At 36.3% G+C, this 13,699-nt stretch carries 21 protein-coding genes; 4 read left to right on the top strand and 17 right to left on the bottom strand.

What is annotated here, in order from left to right; genetic code table 11:
* Positions 1-61 precede the first annotated feature (61 nt).
* Positions 62-1,252, top strand: a complete 1,191-nt coding sequence (locus tag AAGD45_RS05000; RefSeq protein ID WP_341760869.1) for an IS1634 family transposase — start codon at positions 62-64, stop codon at positions 1,250-1,252.
* A 65-nt stretch (positions 1,253-1,317) separates the two neighbouring features.
* On the opposite strand, the gene AAGD45_RS04995 is transcribed toward AAGD45_RS05000, so the two are convergent.
* The 3 genes from AAGD45_RS04995 to AAGD45_RS04985 are packed head-to-tail and all read right to left on the bottom strand — an operon-like array spanning position 1,318 to position 2,434.
* The gene (locus AAGD45_RS04995; RefSeq protein WP_341760868.1) at positions 1,318-1,659 is read right to left on the bottom strand and encodes a hypothetical protein; all 342 of its coding nucleotides are present in this window, start codon (positions 1,657-1,659) and stop codon (positions 1,318-1,320) included.
* Positions 1,660-1,680: 21 nt separating this feature from the next.
* Positions 1,681-2,088, bottom strand: coding sequence for a hypothetical protein (locus AAGD45_RS04990; protein ID WP_341760867.1), 408 nt, complete (start codon positions 2,086-2,088; stop codon positions 1,681-1,683).
* A gap of 37 nt (positions 2,089-2,125) precedes the next feature.
* On the bottom strand, positions 2,126-2,434 hold the full coding sequence (locus AAGD45_RS04985; RefSeq protein ID WP_341760866.1) for a hypothetical protein: 309 nt from the start codon (positions 2,432-2,434) through the stop codon (positions 2,126-2,128).
* Between the two features lie 50 nt (positions 2,435-2,484).
* On the opposite strand from AAGD45_RS04985, the gene AAGD45_RS04980 reads away from it, so the two are divergent.
* Both AAGD45_RS04980 and AAGD45_RS04975 read left to right on the top strand, forming a co-directional pair.
* Entirely contained in the window at positions 2,485-2,760 is a 276-nt protein-coding gene (locus tag AAGD45_RS04980) for a type II toxin-antitoxin system ParD family antitoxin (RefSeq protein WP_341760865.1), read from the top strand.
* Positions 2,753-3,052 carry a type II toxin-antitoxin system RelE/ParE family toxin gene (locus tag AAGD45_RS04975; protein WP_341760864.1) on the top strand — a complete coding sequence of 100 codons (300 nt, stop codon included), beginning with the start codon at positions 2,753-2,755 and terminating at the stop codon, positions 3,050-3,052. Before AAGD45_RS04980 ends, AAGD45_RS04975 begins: the two co-directional genes overlap by 8 nt.
* Here AAGD45_RS04975 and AAGD45_RS04970 read toward each other — a convergent pair whose 3' ends face one another.
* The 4 genes from AAGD45_RS04970 to AAGD45_RS04955 are packed head-to-tail and all read right to left on the bottom strand — an operon-like array spanning position 3,053 to position 6,903.
* Positions 3,053-4,936, bottom strand: coding sequence for a phage major capsid protein (locus AAGD45_RS04970; RefSeq protein ID WP_341760863.1), 1,884 nt, complete (start codon positions 4,934-4,936; stop codon positions 3,053-3,055). It abuts the gene before it with no gap.
* Complete coding sequence (locus AAGD45_RS04965; protein ID WP_341762216.1) at positions 4,893-5,993, bottom strand: phage portal protein; 1,101 nt, start codon at positions 5,991-5,993, stop codon at positions 4,893-4,895. Before AAGD45_RS04965 ends, AAGD45_RS04970 begins: the two co-directional genes overlap by 44 nt.
* A gap of 41 nt (positions 5,994-6,034) precedes the next feature.
* On the bottom strand, positions 6,035-6,358 hold the full coding sequence (locus tag AAGD45_RS04960) for a phage portal protein (RefSeq protein WP_341760862.1): 324 nt from the start codon (positions 6,356-6,358) through the stop codon (positions 6,035-6,037).
* Complete coding sequence (locus AAGD45_RS04955) at positions 6,355-6,903, bottom strand: hypothetical protein (RefSeq protein WP_341760861.1); 549 nt, start codon at positions 6,901-6,903, stop codon at positions 6,355-6,357. Before AAGD45_RS04955 ends, AAGD45_RS04960 begins: the two co-directional genes overlap by 4 nt.
* Positions 6,904-7,256: 353 nt before the next feature.
* On the opposite strand from AAGD45_RS04955, the gene AAGD45_RS04950 reads away from it, so the two are divergent.
* Positions 7,257-7,748, top strand: coding sequence for a hypothetical protein (locus tag AAGD45_RS04950; RefSeq protein WP_341760860.1), 492 nt, complete (start codon positions 7,257-7,259; stop codon positions 7,746-7,748).
* Positions 7,749-7,777: 29 nt separating this feature from the next.
* On the opposite strand, the gene AAGD45_RS04945 is transcribed toward AAGD45_RS04950, so the two are convergent.
* From AAGD45_RS04945 to AAGD45_RS04895, 10 genes are all read right to left on the bottom strand, one after another.
* On the bottom strand, positions 7,778-8,074 hold the full coding sequence (locus AAGD45_RS04945; protein WP_341760859.1) for a type II toxin-antitoxin system RelE/ParE family toxin: 297 nt from the start codon (positions 8,072-8,074) through the stop codon (positions 7,778-7,780).
* On the bottom strand, positions 8,064-8,315 hold the full coding sequence (locus AAGD45_RS04940) for a type II toxin-antitoxin system Phd/YefM family antitoxin (protein ID WP_341760858.1): 252 nt from the start codon (positions 8,313-8,315) through the stop codon (positions 8,064-8,066). The genes AAGD45_RS04945 and AAGD45_RS04940 overlap by 11 nt, the downstream gene beginning before the upstream one ends.
* A gap of 72 nt (positions 8,316-8,387) precedes the next feature.
* Complete coding sequence (locus AAGD45_RS04935; RefSeq protein WP_341760857.1) at positions 8,388-10,235, bottom strand: phage terminase large subunit family protein; 1,848 nt, start codon at positions 10,233-10,235, stop codon at positions 8,388-8,390.
* Positions 10,236-10,268: 33 nt separating this feature from the next.
* Positions 10,269-10,733: a hypothetical protein gene (locus tag AAGD45_RS04930; protein ID WP_341760856.1), complete on the bottom strand. Its 465-nt coding sequence runs from the start codon at positions 10,731-10,733 to the stop codon at positions 10,269-10,271.
* Between the two features lie 42 nt (positions 10,734-10,775).
* Complete coding sequence (locus AAGD45_RS04925) at positions 10,776-11,153, bottom strand: type II toxin-antitoxin system VapC family toxin (protein WP_341760855.1); 378 nt, start codon at positions 11,151-11,153, stop codon at positions 10,776-10,778.
* On the bottom strand, positions 11,153-11,389 hold the full coding sequence (locus AAGD45_RS04920) for a type II toxin-antitoxin system prevent-host-death family antitoxin (protein WP_341760854.1): 237 nt from the start codon (positions 11,387-11,389) through the stop codon (positions 11,153-11,155). Before AAGD45_RS04920 ends, AAGD45_RS04925 begins: the two co-directional genes overlap by 1 nt.
* Positions 11,390-11,703: 314 nt before the next feature.
* On the bottom strand, positions 11,704-11,994 hold the full coding sequence (locus AAGD45_RS04915) for a hypothetical protein (RefSeq protein ID WP_341760853.1): 291 nt from the start codon (positions 11,992-11,994) through the stop codon (positions 11,704-11,706).
* A 214-nt stretch (positions 11,995-12,208) separates the two neighbouring features.
* Positions 12,209-12,652, bottom strand: coding sequence for a hypothetical protein (locus tag AAGD45_RS04910; protein WP_341760852.1), 444 nt, complete (start codon positions 12,650-12,652; stop codon positions 12,209-12,211).
* Positions 12,653-13,046: 394 nt separating this feature from the next.
* Positions 13,047-13,352 carry a hypothetical protein gene (locus AAGD45_RS04905; protein WP_341762259.1) on the bottom strand — a complete coding sequence of 102 codons (306 nt, stop codon included), beginning with the start codon at positions 13,350-13,352 and terminating at the stop codon, positions 13,047-13,049.
* Between the two features lie 129 nt (positions 13,353-13,481).
* A complete protein-coding gene (locus tag AAGD45_RS04895; protein ID WP_341762258.1) occupies positions 13,482-13,682 on the bottom strand; it encodes a hypothetical protein in 201 nt (66 codons plus the stop codon).
* Positions 13,683-13,699: the final 17 nt, after the last annotated feature.

Here is a 13,699-nt window from a genome sequence, read left to right as displayed (position 1 = left end):
ACGTCATTATCGTAAACAGATTAAACGTTATAGTTCCAAGATTCTAGGAGAAAGGGTGCAAATGGACGTTTGTAAAATTGACAGGCATCATGATCTAGATGCTACTTATCGGATGATGGACAAATTACATGAGCAAATACCTAAAATTAAAGAATTATGCTTTAAAAACACCCTAACCTTGATTCCTAATAAAGAGATTAGCCTAGTATTTTTTGATGTTACTACACTATACTTTGAATCAGTAGAAATAGATGAGCTAAGAGCCTTTGGCTATAGTAAAGATCATCGCTTTAATACTACCCAACTAGTTCTTGCCCTAGCAACTAATGAGGATGGATTACCACTTGGCTATGAGCTGTTTAGTGGTAATACCGCAGAAGTTAGCACCTTAATTAAATCAATTAACAGCTGGCAAGCGTATCTTAAAGTTAAAGATGTCTGTTTTATTGCTGATCGTGCAATGTTTAGTAAAGCTAACTTGCAAGCTCTCGATGAAGGTGGTTATCGTTATATTGTGGCAGCAAAGCTTAAAACACTCAAGAAAGAAAAGAAAGAAGAAATATTATCAGAGGAAAACTATAAGCCTACTGTTATAGGCAATGATCTTACTTGGATTGCCGATCTAGAACATGATGGTAAACGTCTAATTACCAGTTATAAATCTAAAAGGGCTATTAATGATGCACAGGAGCGACAAAAAATTTTAGATAAAATTAATAAGGCTATTGGTGAGTTTGGTAGTACTAAAAAACTTATATCTAATAGTGGAGTAAAAAAATATACTTCTAGTGAAAATGGCAAGAGCTATATTGACGCAGAGAAGATAGAGCAGGATGCGTTGTGGGATGGCATGCATGGGGTAATCACCAATGACCAGACTATAACTCCACATGAAGCAATAGCAAAATATGCTAGATTATGGGTAATTGAAGAGCAATTTAGAATCAATAAACATAATTTACAAATGCGTCCAATTTTTCACTGGACTAAACAAAGGATAGAAGCACACATAGCTGTGTGTTATATGAGTTTTGCAGTGCTTAAAACTATAGAATACAAGGTTGCTCTGACCCAAAAGATCAGTGTAACTAACATCGTTGAATTATTAATATCAGTACAGGCTTCAATCTTAAGACATACAAAGACTGGTGATCTTTATAGACTACCAAGTGCAATAAAAAACGAAGCTAGAAAAATCTATAAAACCTTTAACATCAAACGTTCAGACCATGCTGCAATATATTTAAAATAATAAAATAATGTTGTGCCTAAATTTTAAAAATCCCAGCACTATAAGCCTTCTAAGCTTATGCCTTATTAAAAAATGCGGAAGTCGGGAGAAGCTTGCCGAGAAATGCCAGTAACAATTGCTATGCCCGTAAAATATATCTTTTCTTCATTCTCGCCTTTTGGGTAAAGACTTAGCTGTACACTCACTCCAATGGTAAGCTTTCCTTGACCTTCAGTATCAGCTTCATCCCAAAAGGCCTCTATCGAACCTGACCAACTCTTAATAGTAGCCTGAGACTTACGCCACTCAGTGCCAATAGTGCTGGCATCTACCGTATCGCATACCTCTTCCAGCAACCATGATTTAACTTCGGCTACCTGTGTTGTACCAATTCTAACTATTCCTTCTGATCCTGCATGTGTTGACATATTGGTTTCTCATTATTGGATTTATATTATTATATTCGGTGAAGTCTCTTTAGTTTGGTAGCTTACTGCAAATACGAGGCTTGCTACTGCCACTGGTTGATCGCCATCTGAATTTAGGCTAATATCGGTTAATTCCAAACGGCAATCTTTACAAAGCTTCCTTAGTTCAGGATTATTTAACACTACACTTTCCACTTCAGCTGTCATATTATCAACTATGATATTGACCGAAGTAGTAGCCTTGGCATAACATTCTACTATTATTCGTGCCGTCCTGTTCTGACATCTTGGTGGACTGATAGTGCTGGTTACTATTTCTTCTTGGCTAGAAAATATGATAATCCCCGGCAAAGTGCTGTCATTCATGCTGTATAAACGACTATCGTAAACTTTATCTTTTGCTGCCGTTTTTCCTTTAAGGATATCCACAAAAGTTTGCCTTATGCTGGTTCTAGCATGCAGCATATCAGCTTTGTCGCTCTAATTCCAGCACTACCCAACCAGTATCATCTTGTTTGATTTCAATAATTTTGTACTTTATTTGCCGGATAGTTAGTATATCTCCTTCATTGATTTTTCTTGCCTCTTCCTCACAGCATTCAAAGCTTGGATTGAATCCGACAAAGCCACTTGTTCCAATATCTATAGGGTAGTAGTTGCTAACAAATATCCCTTTGAGTTGGTAAGCTAGTCCATCTTTTGGCGTTACTGTTGCCTCTACTGCAAATCCTTGCTCTGTGTCTAAAAACTCAGCAAAATCTTCTTGAAAGATCATAACTATTTATGTTATTATAATATCAATTATTGTTATTATGGCTGATAATTATGAATGTGTCCTTAACACCGGAACTCGAAAAATATATAGATAAACAGGTAGAAAGTGGTTTTTATCATTCTTCCAGTGAAGTTATAAGAGCTGCATTACGTTTACTTATTAAATCAGAAACTCACAACACTAGTTTTGAAAACTATAAAATGTGGCTTAATCAGGAAATTCAAATAGGTCTTGACCAAGCAGCTGAAGGTAAGGTTATTTCAGGTGACCAAGCTCTACAAAATTTCAGGAATTTTCGTAAAGATAAATTAAAGTCTCATGAGTAAAAATAATTTTTGCTTAACTGTTCAAGCAGAGCAAGATATTAAGGATATTTGGTTATATATCGCCAAAAATAACCCCAAAGCTGCTGAAAAAATAGCCAATCTTTTTGAACAAGCGTTTTTTAAACTAGCTGCAAATCCTGACATTGGAAGTAAACGTGAAGATTTAACTGATAAACCTGTACGTTTTTGGTTAGTTTATAACTACTACATAATATATAATCCTAAAACAAAGCCATTGCAAATTTTGCGGGTTATAAGTTCTTATCGTGATATCAAAAATAATTACCTATAATTATTGTCTAGTTAGTACTGCAAAACTCTCAGAGTGTCTAACTGCAATGTCTACATCTTGCATGACTCTTATTCTAATGCCACCGCTAGTTCCTAAAGTGTAAGGGTCTACTAATACATCCAGCACTCCCCATTGTCCAATAATTAGATCAGCAAAATTGCCAAATAATATAGTATCAGCTGGTATTTGGTTGGTTGTTCCAACTCTATAGCCGTTAAGGTAACCAAAACCTAGCTCACTACTACTTTCCCAAACAAATTGGGCAGTTCCTTCAGCTTTTTCTGTTTGCTTTAAAATTCCCCGTATGTTGGCATTGCATAAATAGCCAAGCGTGCCAATATCAGCATTCCCTGCAGCAATTAGGCTTTCAAGGTCTACGATCTTACCCCAACTTATTGGATCATCGTCATCAAAAGTAACATTACCAATGCCAGTTGTGTTAAGAATACCTAATGGCTCAGCCCCAATGCCCCTACCACTTATCGCAGCCCGATCAATTTCAAGAGCAATAACGGTAGCAAGATCACTGCGTACTAGATTTTCTATATCAGGACTAGATTGTAGCACTAATTTGCGGGTAAAATCAGTGTAAGCTGCAATGCTTTTAGGGGAGAGTGTTACTTGGGCAAAGGCTTGCTCGCTATGCTCAGGGCTTCTCCCTTCTGATACCCAAAAAGTAGTAGCTCCACCAGTTTGTTTTGGTATTGCTACATCGCCATGCAAGCCGCTCATTACTTTAGCTCCCATTTGCTTAACAAGCATTTTGTTACGCAGCAGTTCAATAAAATTGCTGCTTAGATAATCGGTACTAACTAGGTAACCACCGGCAACATTTGATAATTTTTCCAGCGTTCTGCTTACATAACTTCTTTGCTCTATTTGTTCTAAATTGACATCAAGAGGTACAAAAAAGCTAGAAGGCTCTCGATTAATTTTTTTAGCAACTGCCATTGATGCTTCTTTTTCCAGCTCAGCATCACTCCAATTGCCTGTTACCGTTGCTCTAATGGCTCTTAAAATAGAGAAGCTTCTTGCTTCCTTTGTACTCATCCCGATAATAGCTGATTTTGGTGAAGTAGTGTTGATAATTGGATTGTTGCTCAATGTTTCTAGAACCTTCTGCCTAAAAGCATTAATGCTTTTGCCCTCACGAATAAATTCTATCGCCATATTGTGCATATTATGTTTATCACCGATAGTTAATATCTCACTAAGTCTAGTAGCTTCACTTTGCCTAATGTCTTTGGTAATTTGTTCGGTATTAACGGTAATCGGTGGTTGGCTATTTTCTATTACTTCATTTTGCATGTTTTTCCTCATATTAGTCATATTATTAGCAATTATTTCTAGTTGGTTTCGACCAATGCCCACTGTATGATCAGCTGGTATTGATACTAATGATACTTCTAGGGGTTTCCATTTGTTGATCCGATAAATGTTAGGATTATCCCCTTTTGACTCTTGCTCAAGTACTATGCCATTTGGTAAATAACAATAGCCTACTGATATGTTACTTTTAATGCCATCTAGCACGTCTTGGTAAGCTGCTTCAGCTAAAGTACTTTTACCAAACCTTATTTTGCCCCTAGCTTTACCATCACTAGTTATTTCAGCAGCTTCAACAATACCAATTTGCTTAGTTGGGTCATGGTCAAGAAGTAGAGGAGCATGACCAGAATTTAACCAATCCAGCTTGACGCTTTCAGGTTTGTGGTCAAGTATCTCAAGACCAAAAAATCTCTCTACTGGTTCTTCGCTTGAAAAAGACAGTTCAAAACTGCGATCTTCTCTAAGTAGCTGATTTAAAACCGTATGTCGATATAGCATTTCACTTTTACATTTAATCGTCATTAGATTCTTCTGTGCTAATTGTTTGCTGTTCATTTTCTTTGTTGGTAGTTGTTAATGTTAAATCTAAGCCATATTTTTTAGCTAATTGTTGTTCAAATACTATCTGCTGAAATAATTCATCTATATCCATACCTTGATCTGCTGCTATTTGACTCCTAGTTTTAGTTTTCTCAGCAATCGCAATTTGATTGGCATGGCTTTCTTTAAGTGGATCAACCCAAGCCCATCCTCTAGCTCGCCATATCGGTTTGTTGTATTGATCAAATTCTGATAGCGGTATTTTAATTCGACCAGTAGTAATGGTCATTAATAACCAGTTCTCAAATACCGAGTTACAAAAATGCTCTATCACCCAATTTTGCAGCATACGCCAAGTATCACGATCCTCTAGGCTACCATGCCTAATTGACGAAAAGTTTACATTCTCAAGATCATTGGCAAGGGTCGCATAAGAAATATCCAATCCGCTAGCAATTCCCCGGAGTATTGACTTCTCAAAATCAGCAAAGCTGCTTGTTGGATGATTAGGGTCAAATAGCCGCACATCCATACCAGCAGGCAGTTGTTCAAATGTCCCGGGGTCAGCTTCCATTATCTTGCTACCAAAACCATCATCTTGACCAAGATAGCCACTACCATCTTGAGAAACAAAAAACCCCATTTTTGATGCACCAACTCTAGCTGCTACCAACTCCGCTTCTTCATAAGCTCCCAGCATCCGCAGACGTAACATGGCACTGTGCATCCATGGCACGCCTCTACTTTGCGAAGGTCTTCCTAAAATATAGCCATGAATAATCTCATTAGCAGTAATTCTTTGGTATTGCTTATTATTGTTATATTTTTTAAAGATTTCACCGGGATGGGAGGTAAGTAAATAATAGGCTACAGGTCTATTCCATTTATTAAATTCAATCCCCATACGAATATATCCACCATCCGCTAGAGGTTCATTTAACTCCTCGTCCAAATGATCAGCTTCAATAAACTGCAGAGCAAAACAAAACTCATTATCAAAGCCTTTGACTAAACGAATAATAACCTCTCCATCACGAGCCACTGATTCTAGAAATAATTTTTGACAATCTATCCAAGATAATCTACCATCTACCGTACAAATACCTTTTTTGCTCAGTTATCAAATTGTTCTAGAATATAATTATTTTTATCTTGCAGAAAATTTTCACTATTACTAGAGGCACGTAGTTGTAACCGTATGCCATTAGCACCTATAACATTAGTAGAAGTTCTTTTTAAAAACCGTCGAGCATAATCGTTATTGATACAAAGTTCTCGTGATCGGCTGCGTAGTGTTTTGAGGTCTCTATATAACTCTGCATCTGCTGATAGATTCCCAGTAATCCAATCATTAGTAAAACGATTAATGCTAGCGGCTGCGTATTTACGCTTTTCCTTAATAACCGATTTACCTTTGAAGAAATCAAATAGCTTCATGAGTTATTGAATCTAACCTTAATCAGGTTACCTGAGCTAAGCCCATTCTTTATCCTTTCTTCTTGCAAATTCCTAGCATATTCAGCTTTGTAAATATCACGCCATTTTAGTAATTCTGCTGGACTTAACCGTGACAGGCTACGACCGCTGATCGAATATGACAATTGATCTCGGCTTGCCTTGCCAACAATGGTAGCTTCTAGAGCATCCAAAACCTTCTTAACATGCGGGCGACCATCATAAGTTGCAAGTAGTGCTAAATTAGGTTTAATTTCTAAATTACCTTTAGCAATCATATAACGCAAATTCTCTTTATGTACCGTCGCTTGCCACCAATAATTACCGGCTAGATAAGCAGCTGTTGTTTCAGAGCTTAGCAGCACAAGGTAATAATCTGCTTCAGCAATAGCAGCAACGTCAAAACTAGTGGTATAATTACGAAAGCTATAAGATAAATTCCAGCCTTCATTAGCAGGATATTTGTTTAAATATCGTCGCCATTCGACAGTTTCACCTGCAGTAAATGATGTTGGTTCAGAAATCACCGTAAGATATGATTAGTAATTGAAAAAACTTATTGTTGACTTTTGCTAACTATAGTTTAAAATTAAGAGTGAAATAACTGCAAAGTTATTTTGGAGTGTAACAACCTCCATTCAGCAGCGGTAGACATCAGCCCGTAAAAATGATGTTCCTCGATTATTACGATCGGGGTGATGATAGCTATGTTCAGGGCTTGGGGTGTAAATCTCAAGCCTAAAAGCTATTGTGCTGTCTGCTGACGGTGTTGTTACCCCCCGATCGCCAAGATATGTATAACCTATAAAATTTTCTTTTATCATTTTATCTTTGGCGGTCAAAACTCTTAATTATTAAAACATTAGAGAAGGGATCGCATATGAACAACCAACAAGCCATTATCTTATTATATTCATCACATGCCCGTTTTGAACTCATAAGGCAATCTTTGATCAATTTTTGTAAGGAAAATAATTTTACAATAATAAAAATTATCGACGCACCAAATAAATACGATGACAGTATACTTCGCGAATTAATTTATACAGTAAGCAAACAAAATAATTATAATAGTCCTATTAATCTAATCATCGATGACAGTATATTTGGTAATATTTGTTATTTCGTAACTTGGGTGGTAATTACTACTTTATTAGAAGCTAAGCTGATTAATAGGCTTTATATTCAAGAAAATATATTGCATACTACCAATACTGAAAAAGATAAATTTGATAATTTTTTAGCAACTAACATAATAACTGAGCATTATTTATTAAAATTCTGTTTCTCATATTTTAACGTTATAATGCATGCTGCTAAAGCAACAATAGATTTCGATGATGAAGAATTACATAAAGGCGGCAATGCATAATATATCGAGGTTTTTTTAAATTCCCGTACTTACTTGTTTTTTTCCAGCCTAGAAGTTAATTGTTTATATACTTCGTTACGGTTTCTTTTCCCTATGCTTAAAACAAGTACTGTTATTCGTATGTCATCAACCTCATAAACTAACCTATATCCTGCAGACTTTAGCTTTATTTTATATAAATTAGTCCCTCCACTTAGGGCATCTTTTGGTATATGAGGATTAATTAATCTGCTTGATAATTTCTTTTTAAATTGTTGTTTAATAACTTCACCTAATTTATCCCATTCTTTCTTTGCAGCAGGAACAAATTCAAGTTTATAAATCATTTAGATCAACTGCTATAGCTTCTTTCTTTTCTTTTAGTCTTTCTTCAGCAAGTTTAAGTAAATCTCTATCATCTAATATTTCAACCATTTGTTCGTATAGTTCAGCTGGAACTAAATAAGCCGTTGGTTTATTATGATTCAATAAAGCAATAGGCTCACCACTAGACTTAGCAAGCAATGCTGTAGGACTTTTTTTAAATTCTGATATACTGGCAGTAAGATTAGTATAAATATGATTCATTGTTATACCATGATTAATATTTAATTATATACCTATTATAGTACTTAATTTAGGTTTTAACAATATTTTAATCTACCAATTTTTGACAAAGCTAGTTGTTTTTCTGATTGGCTTGATAAAGTTTAAACTCAGCTTTTTCTCAGTTTCTTTAACTTCTACTTTTGTTGTTTGCTCAAGCATTTTATTTGCTAAAAGTTCTAAATTTGGGTTTAGTATGTACAAGGCTGCTAAGGCATAAACCCTGCAATCAAGTGCCTCATTACGTTTACCAGCTGGCTTCTCCCATTTGCGGGTTGGAAAGCCTTTATTATAATAAGTAACGATTTTCTCTGCCGTTAGTTGTTTAAAATATTCAGCATCATAATTTATTGGGAAATGACAATATCCCGGCCCTAGTTCAGTAATTTTTAACCGGCTGTAGATCATTTCTTTGGCTGTATCAGTGCCAATGGAAAACAACTTAACTCGCATTCTATTGGCAATTGATGGTCTACTAACCAAGGCTTTACCTGCTATTGATGAACCCTTTATGGCAAATATCCTACGTAACTGTCTTTTCTTACAGTATGCATAAACTGCTTGGGTGTGATGACCGCCTGAATCAACACAAACTGAGGCAATCCTAAGGTTAATGCCGCTTTGGTGTTTAATGTTCTGCTCTAGGATGTTATCAAGATCGTCCCATATCTCACTCCTAGCAGGATCACCATAGATTACTCTATAATCAAGCGACCAGCTTTCTTCTTTTACACCCCAACCAACTATTTCCACTTCAAGTCGATCATTTTGTACGTCTACACCAGCAGTAATAATAACAACACCGTTAGGTACAACATTGCCCCAATTTTCTTTTCTCGATAATAGTGAAGTCTCATCTACCTTATCTCCTCCTTCCTCCCAAGTTTCACCAAGACTGGTATTAACCCAAGTCTTTAAGGTTTCAGGCATCATTTTCGCTTTCAGGAATTCTGCCGTCATTCTAGCCCAAGTAACCCAAGGCGAATAGATCTCGCTTAAATGAAAACCAGCAATGTTGTTACTTTCTCCTTTAGCTTCAGATATCCACTCGCCACGCTGCAGCATCGACATTTTATCATTATCGTGCAGAATGCAGCCATTTACCTCACAAACATAATGTGCTTCTTCAGGTTTGTCTTTAGGCCACCGTACTTGAGGCCATTTTAAGGTTTGGTACTCACCGCATAATTTACATGGAACATAATAACGTCTTTGATCACTTTGCAGATAAGCCAGTTCTATTCTGCTAAAATATTTGATAGTTGGGGTGGAAGTTAAAATAATTCTTCTATTCCAAAAAGTTGTGGCTCTTTTTTTGGCTAAATTAACTGGATCTCCTTCTGAACCACTACTAGCAGGATAACGATCTACCTCATCACATAGCACAATCCTGACTGGCCTGCTTGCCAGTGAAGAAGGTGAGTTACTACCAGCCATGGTAATGTGTCCACCCGGAAAACGCTTGTATAAGATCTTATTGCCGGAATCTCTACTTTTTGGGTCTTTGACTAAGTTCTTAAACACCTCACTATCACGCAGCATAGGAGTTAAACGATCCGTTGACCAGCTTTCTGCTAGCTTTTCAGTAGGTTGCACTATCAGCATTGGTGCTGGGTCTTGATGAATATGATAGCCAACAATATTATTGATCACTTCGGTTTTACCAACTTGTGCTGATGACATTACTACGATCATCTCTATTTTAGGATCATTTACTGCATCCATGATTTCACGCTGATACGGAGTCTTACTAGTATGCCAGCTGCCCGGCTCAGCCGAAGACTCACTTGACAGCTTACGGTAATTATCAGCCCACTGGCTTACGCTTAACTTTGGTGGTGGTGCTACTAGTTTGGCTATTTTCTTGGTAATCTGACTCCAAATTATTTGGCTTGTTGGCATAATGGGATTGTTGCAAGATGAAAATTTTTTGAATCAGTTTACAACAGTCCCATAATTGCTAAGTTCCAAAAGTGCCTTATGTATCTCCGCCTCTAAGCAATGCACAATGGCTACAAAATCATTATCAAGTACTATTATTTGCCTAGCTATATTGTTTGGAAGACTTAGCATCCTAGCTCTAAAGGCAATGATCAAATTAGACCAATGAAGCTCCACCTCACCGCTAGCTAAGTATTTGCCTTCTAGTATCTGTACTTCTAATTCTGCTTTATCAGCTTGAGCTTTAAGTAATCGTAGTTTTTGGGCGTTTAAATTATCAGAGGTATTTTTGCCAACTGACCTTGATTCAAGATACCGTGCATAAGACTTTATGCAGTCAGCTAAATCATACTTACCAGCTACTGGAGCAGGCAGTATAGCTTCCTTAACCAATTGTTGCACTCTACGTTCACTTAATTGCAAAGCTTTGGCAATGTCTGATACTTTATGGTTATTCATTAAACTTAGTTTATTTCAAAATAACAATTCTTAAAATCATACTTATGCAATAATAATAGGAACTGAATATTGAGTTATTTTATTATCTCTAGTAATTATAGTTAAACCTTCTATAATAGCCTGAGATATAAGGAGTCTATCAAAAGGGTCATCATGATAATTTTCTAACTTTTCTACAAAAATTGTATGATTGATATTTATAGGCAAAGGATCAAAACCGCTCTCTAATATTACTTGTTCAAGGTTATTGGGAGCTTCTAGTTTGCCAAGAGCTTTTTTAATAGTAATTTCCCAACTATTTACTGAACTGACAAAAATTAGGTTATTAGGGTTACTAATAATTTTTCTAGATTCTACTGTTAAGGTTGGGTTGTCTTCTAACCACCACAATAAAGTATGAGTATCAAGTAAATAACTCACTACTCTTTCCCCATAAAACTTGCCAATAAGTTTTGTGGCAATTGATCAAAATCTTTAGCAATTTTTATTTTTCCTTTCCACACTCCGGCTTTACGTGGAATTGATAAAGCATTATATTTTATTATTTTAACTGTTGGTCTGCCTGCTTTGCAAATAATTACTTCTTCTCCTTCTTGAACTTTTTTAATTAAGTCAGAAAAATGAATTTTCGCTTCATGTATACTTGCTATTTGCATTCCTTTTCTCTAATTCTTCTTAAAAATTAAGATTAAACTAAATTTTATTATATGTATAGACAATGTTTAAAAATAGATATATGGCTTACAAGTTTATACTTAATTTCGTTTTTTACTACAGCTCATTAAATGTAAGAGTCTTATATTTAAAGGGTTACAGAGCTTTTGTTAAATTAAAAGAAACGAAATATACCAAAAATTTTTATCGCTAGGCAAGGGTCGGGGTGGTCAGTCACCTAGGTTCGACAAACCTAGAAAGTACCTTGTTTCGTTTCGTTTTTTCCATACTATTTGTTAAATTGCTTCTGTCTCCTTTATTTTGCTGTGTCTAAGGCAAAGTTAAAAGAAGTCGTAAACACTTTATCAAAGCGGCTATTAAAAGTATTAACTGCTGTAGCCTTAAACCCAAATCTTGGGTTAACTTTAGCTTCATGGGTTAGGCTATATAGCCTTTCCAGTCTTTGACTACTACCCCTACGATAAATAGATTTGCCAAGTTTAAATATACTTCTATTCCCCTGTTGATCTCTCAAAGCTTTTGAACTTCTTTGCTTTTTTGGTACATTACTGGTTGGTACAGCAATCATACTGCCACGATATGACACTTTAATTCCACCTTCTTCCTGAATGTAGGCAAAATGAGCCTTATTGGTACTCTTTTGCAGATTTGCTCTTGAACAAGCAATGCTATTTTGTTCAAAGTCAAGTTAACTGCAAATGGTAACTGTTTCTTTTCGATATTATCCATATAACGGGCTATCTTGTTTATATCACTTTTCACATCAATAGTAAAACTCATAACTGCAACCTTTCTAATTTTTAAGCTACTGGACGATATTTAGGATCGTGCAATATTGCAGCAACACCCATTAAAACCCCCTCTCCAAGGTCACCTGTTACTTTAATTGCTGGTCTTACAAACCTCTTATCACCAATATAACCTGCCATAAAAGCAGTAGTATCATCAGGTCTAGTTTTAAGGTAAGCAAAAGTGCCAGTATTCTCCCCAAGCACAGCTCCTATAATCTCTGTATCAAGACAATCAGTAAAGTTAACATTGTCGTTTGAATGTTGCAACCTGATTTGTACATGCCTGTCATCATTCGGATTCACGTTAGCCGCTCCTACCATTACCGTAAAAATACCACTTTCAAAACCTGATACATCCACCGCCTCTACATCAAGTTTATCTACATTAATCGCTACTGGTGCTAACAATTGCTGCAGTTTGCTATTGGTTTTTTCTTCTCTCGTTATTGCCATTTATTCCTCTTTTTCCCTTACGCCAAGCTACCAAGCTTACTATCCCATTCTTGCCTTTTATTATATCCTAAGGTTTATTAACTTGCAATAATTTTTAATTAAAAGTTATTATAAGTTACTACTCACCCCTAGAGTTATGCTGCTTTCAAGGCAAAAAATTTTACTTTAAGTTACATTTTACCAAAATTCTTGCCATCTTCTTTGTTTTTTCTTCTCTTGTTATCGTCATTTATTCCTCTTTTCCCCTTACGCCAAGCTACCAAACCTACTATCCCATTATTACCTTTCATTATACCCTAAGGTTTACCAGCTTGCAATAGCCTAAAACTAAAAGTTACTGCAAGTTACTACTTACCCTTAGAGTTATACTGCTTTCAAGGCAAAAAATGTTACTTTAAGTTACACTTTTGCTAGAATTCTTTAGCCCCTCTTGCCGATAAACCTCAATCAAATCATCTAGTGCCTCACGTAATCTAGTGCTGCCCGCACCTTTAGGCCACTGTGGTATTTGCTTTAGCTCAAATTGCCGCAACGGCAGCTCCAGTAAGCAAAAATGCTCAACTATCTCCTGTGACTTCCTACCAAGCTTAGCAAATATTCGTTGATGAATGCGAGCTGCCTGTACTTGCCTCTCCAACCCCAGCATTTTGCTAAAGTCTTTGTTTGCCTCAATTTGGATTATACCGCTACCACCAAACATGGTTGTTCTTTGGTAATTAGACTTCTTTCGAAACTCGCTTATGCTGAGGGATTTGAAGGAGACACGGAACGCAGAACCACAGCGTACTCTAATGTACGTGAGGATTCGAGTACCGCATCGACATACAAATCACCAGCAGAAGTAGAGTTTCGAAAGAAGTCTATTACAAGCTAGGCGATCAGCTACCCTAAACTGCTCATGGTTGATCTCATGCCTCTTACCTTCTGCTACTCCATTTGCCTCATCCTCCAGCCAACAACGATAAAATCTAGCTATTGGTCTTTTGTCGAATTTGTTTAATTCTGTTCTTTCAGTTTTATGATGTTTCATGTTTGTTACCTTGTAAA

It is taken from the genome of Candidatus Tisiphia endosymbiont of Thecophora atra (assembly GCF_964026395.1).
In the GTDB taxonomy this organism is placed as follows: Bacteria; Pseudomonadota; Alphaproteobacteria; order Rickettsiales; family Rickettsiaceae; genus Tisiphia.
The sequence above is the reverse complement of the archived record's forward strand: the minus strand, read 5'-3'. Positions and strand labels throughout refer to the sequence as shown.

Bases quoted from the DNA above. Each gene is read 5' to 3' on its own strand.
- AAGD45_RS04945 (WP_341760859.1), bottom strand. From the start codon at position 8,074: ATGATTTATAAACTTGAATTTGTTCCTGCTGCAAAGAAAGAATGGGAT.
- AAGD45_RS04910 (WP_341760852.1), bottom strand. From the start codon at position 12,652: ATGGCAATAACGAGAGAAGAAAAAACCAATAGCAAACTGCAGCAATTG.
- AAGD45_RS04920 (WP_341760854.1), bottom strand. From the start codon at position 11,389: ATGCAAATAGCAAGTATACATGAAGCGAAAATTCATTTTTCTGACTTA.
- AAGD45_RS04960 (WP_341760862.1), bottom strand. From the start codon at position 6,358: ATGAAGCTATTTGATTTCTTCAAAGGTAAATCGGTTATTAAGGAAAAG.
- AAGD45_RS04985 (WP_341760866.1), bottom strand. From the start codon at position 2,434: ATGATCTTTCAAGAAGATTTTGCTGAGTTTTTAGACACAGAGCAAGGA.
- AAGD45_RS04895 (WP_341762258.1), bottom strand. From the start codon at position 13,682: ATGAAACATCATAAAACTGAAAGAACAGAATTAAACAAATTCGACAAA.
- AAGD45_RS04970 (WP_341760863.1), bottom strand. From the start codon at position 4,936: ATGAACAGCAAACAATTAGCACAGAAGAATCTAATGACGATTAAATGT.
- AAGD45_RS04980 (WP_341760865.1), top strand. From the start codon at position 2,485: ATGAATGTGTCCTTAACACCGGAACTCGAAAAATATATAGATAAACAG.
- AAGD45_RS05000 (WP_341760869.1), top strand. From the start codon at position 62: ATGGACGTTTGTAAAATTGACAGGCATCATGATCTAGATGCTACTTAT.
- AAGD45_RS04995 (WP_341760868.1), bottom strand. From the start codon at position 1,659: ATGTCAACACATGCAGGATCAGAAGGAATAGTTAGAATTGGTACAACA.
- AAGD45_RS04935 (WP_341760857.1), bottom strand. From the start codon at position 10,235: ATGCCAACAAGCCAAATAATTTGGAGTCAGATTACCAAGAAAATAGCC.
- AAGD45_RS04930 (WP_341760856.1), bottom strand. From the start codon at position 10,733: ATGAATAACCATAAAGTATCAGACATTGCCAAAGCTTTGCAATTAAGT.
- AAGD45_RS04905 (WP_341762259.1), bottom strand. From the start codon at position 13,352: ATGTTTGGTGGTAGCGGTATAATCCAAATTGAGGCAAACAAAGACTTT.
- AAGD45_RS04940 (WP_341760858.1), bottom strand. From the start codon at position 8,315: ATGAATCATATTTATACTAATCTTACTGCCAGTATATCAGAATTTAAA.
- AAGD45_RS04975 (WP_341760864.1), top strand. From the start codon at position 2,753: ATGAGTAAAAATAATTTTTGCTTAACTGTTCAAGCAGAGCAAGATATT.
- AAGD45_RS04950 (WP_341760860.1), top strand. From the start codon at position 7,257: ATGAACAACCAACAAGCCATTATCTTATTATATTCATCACATGCCCGT.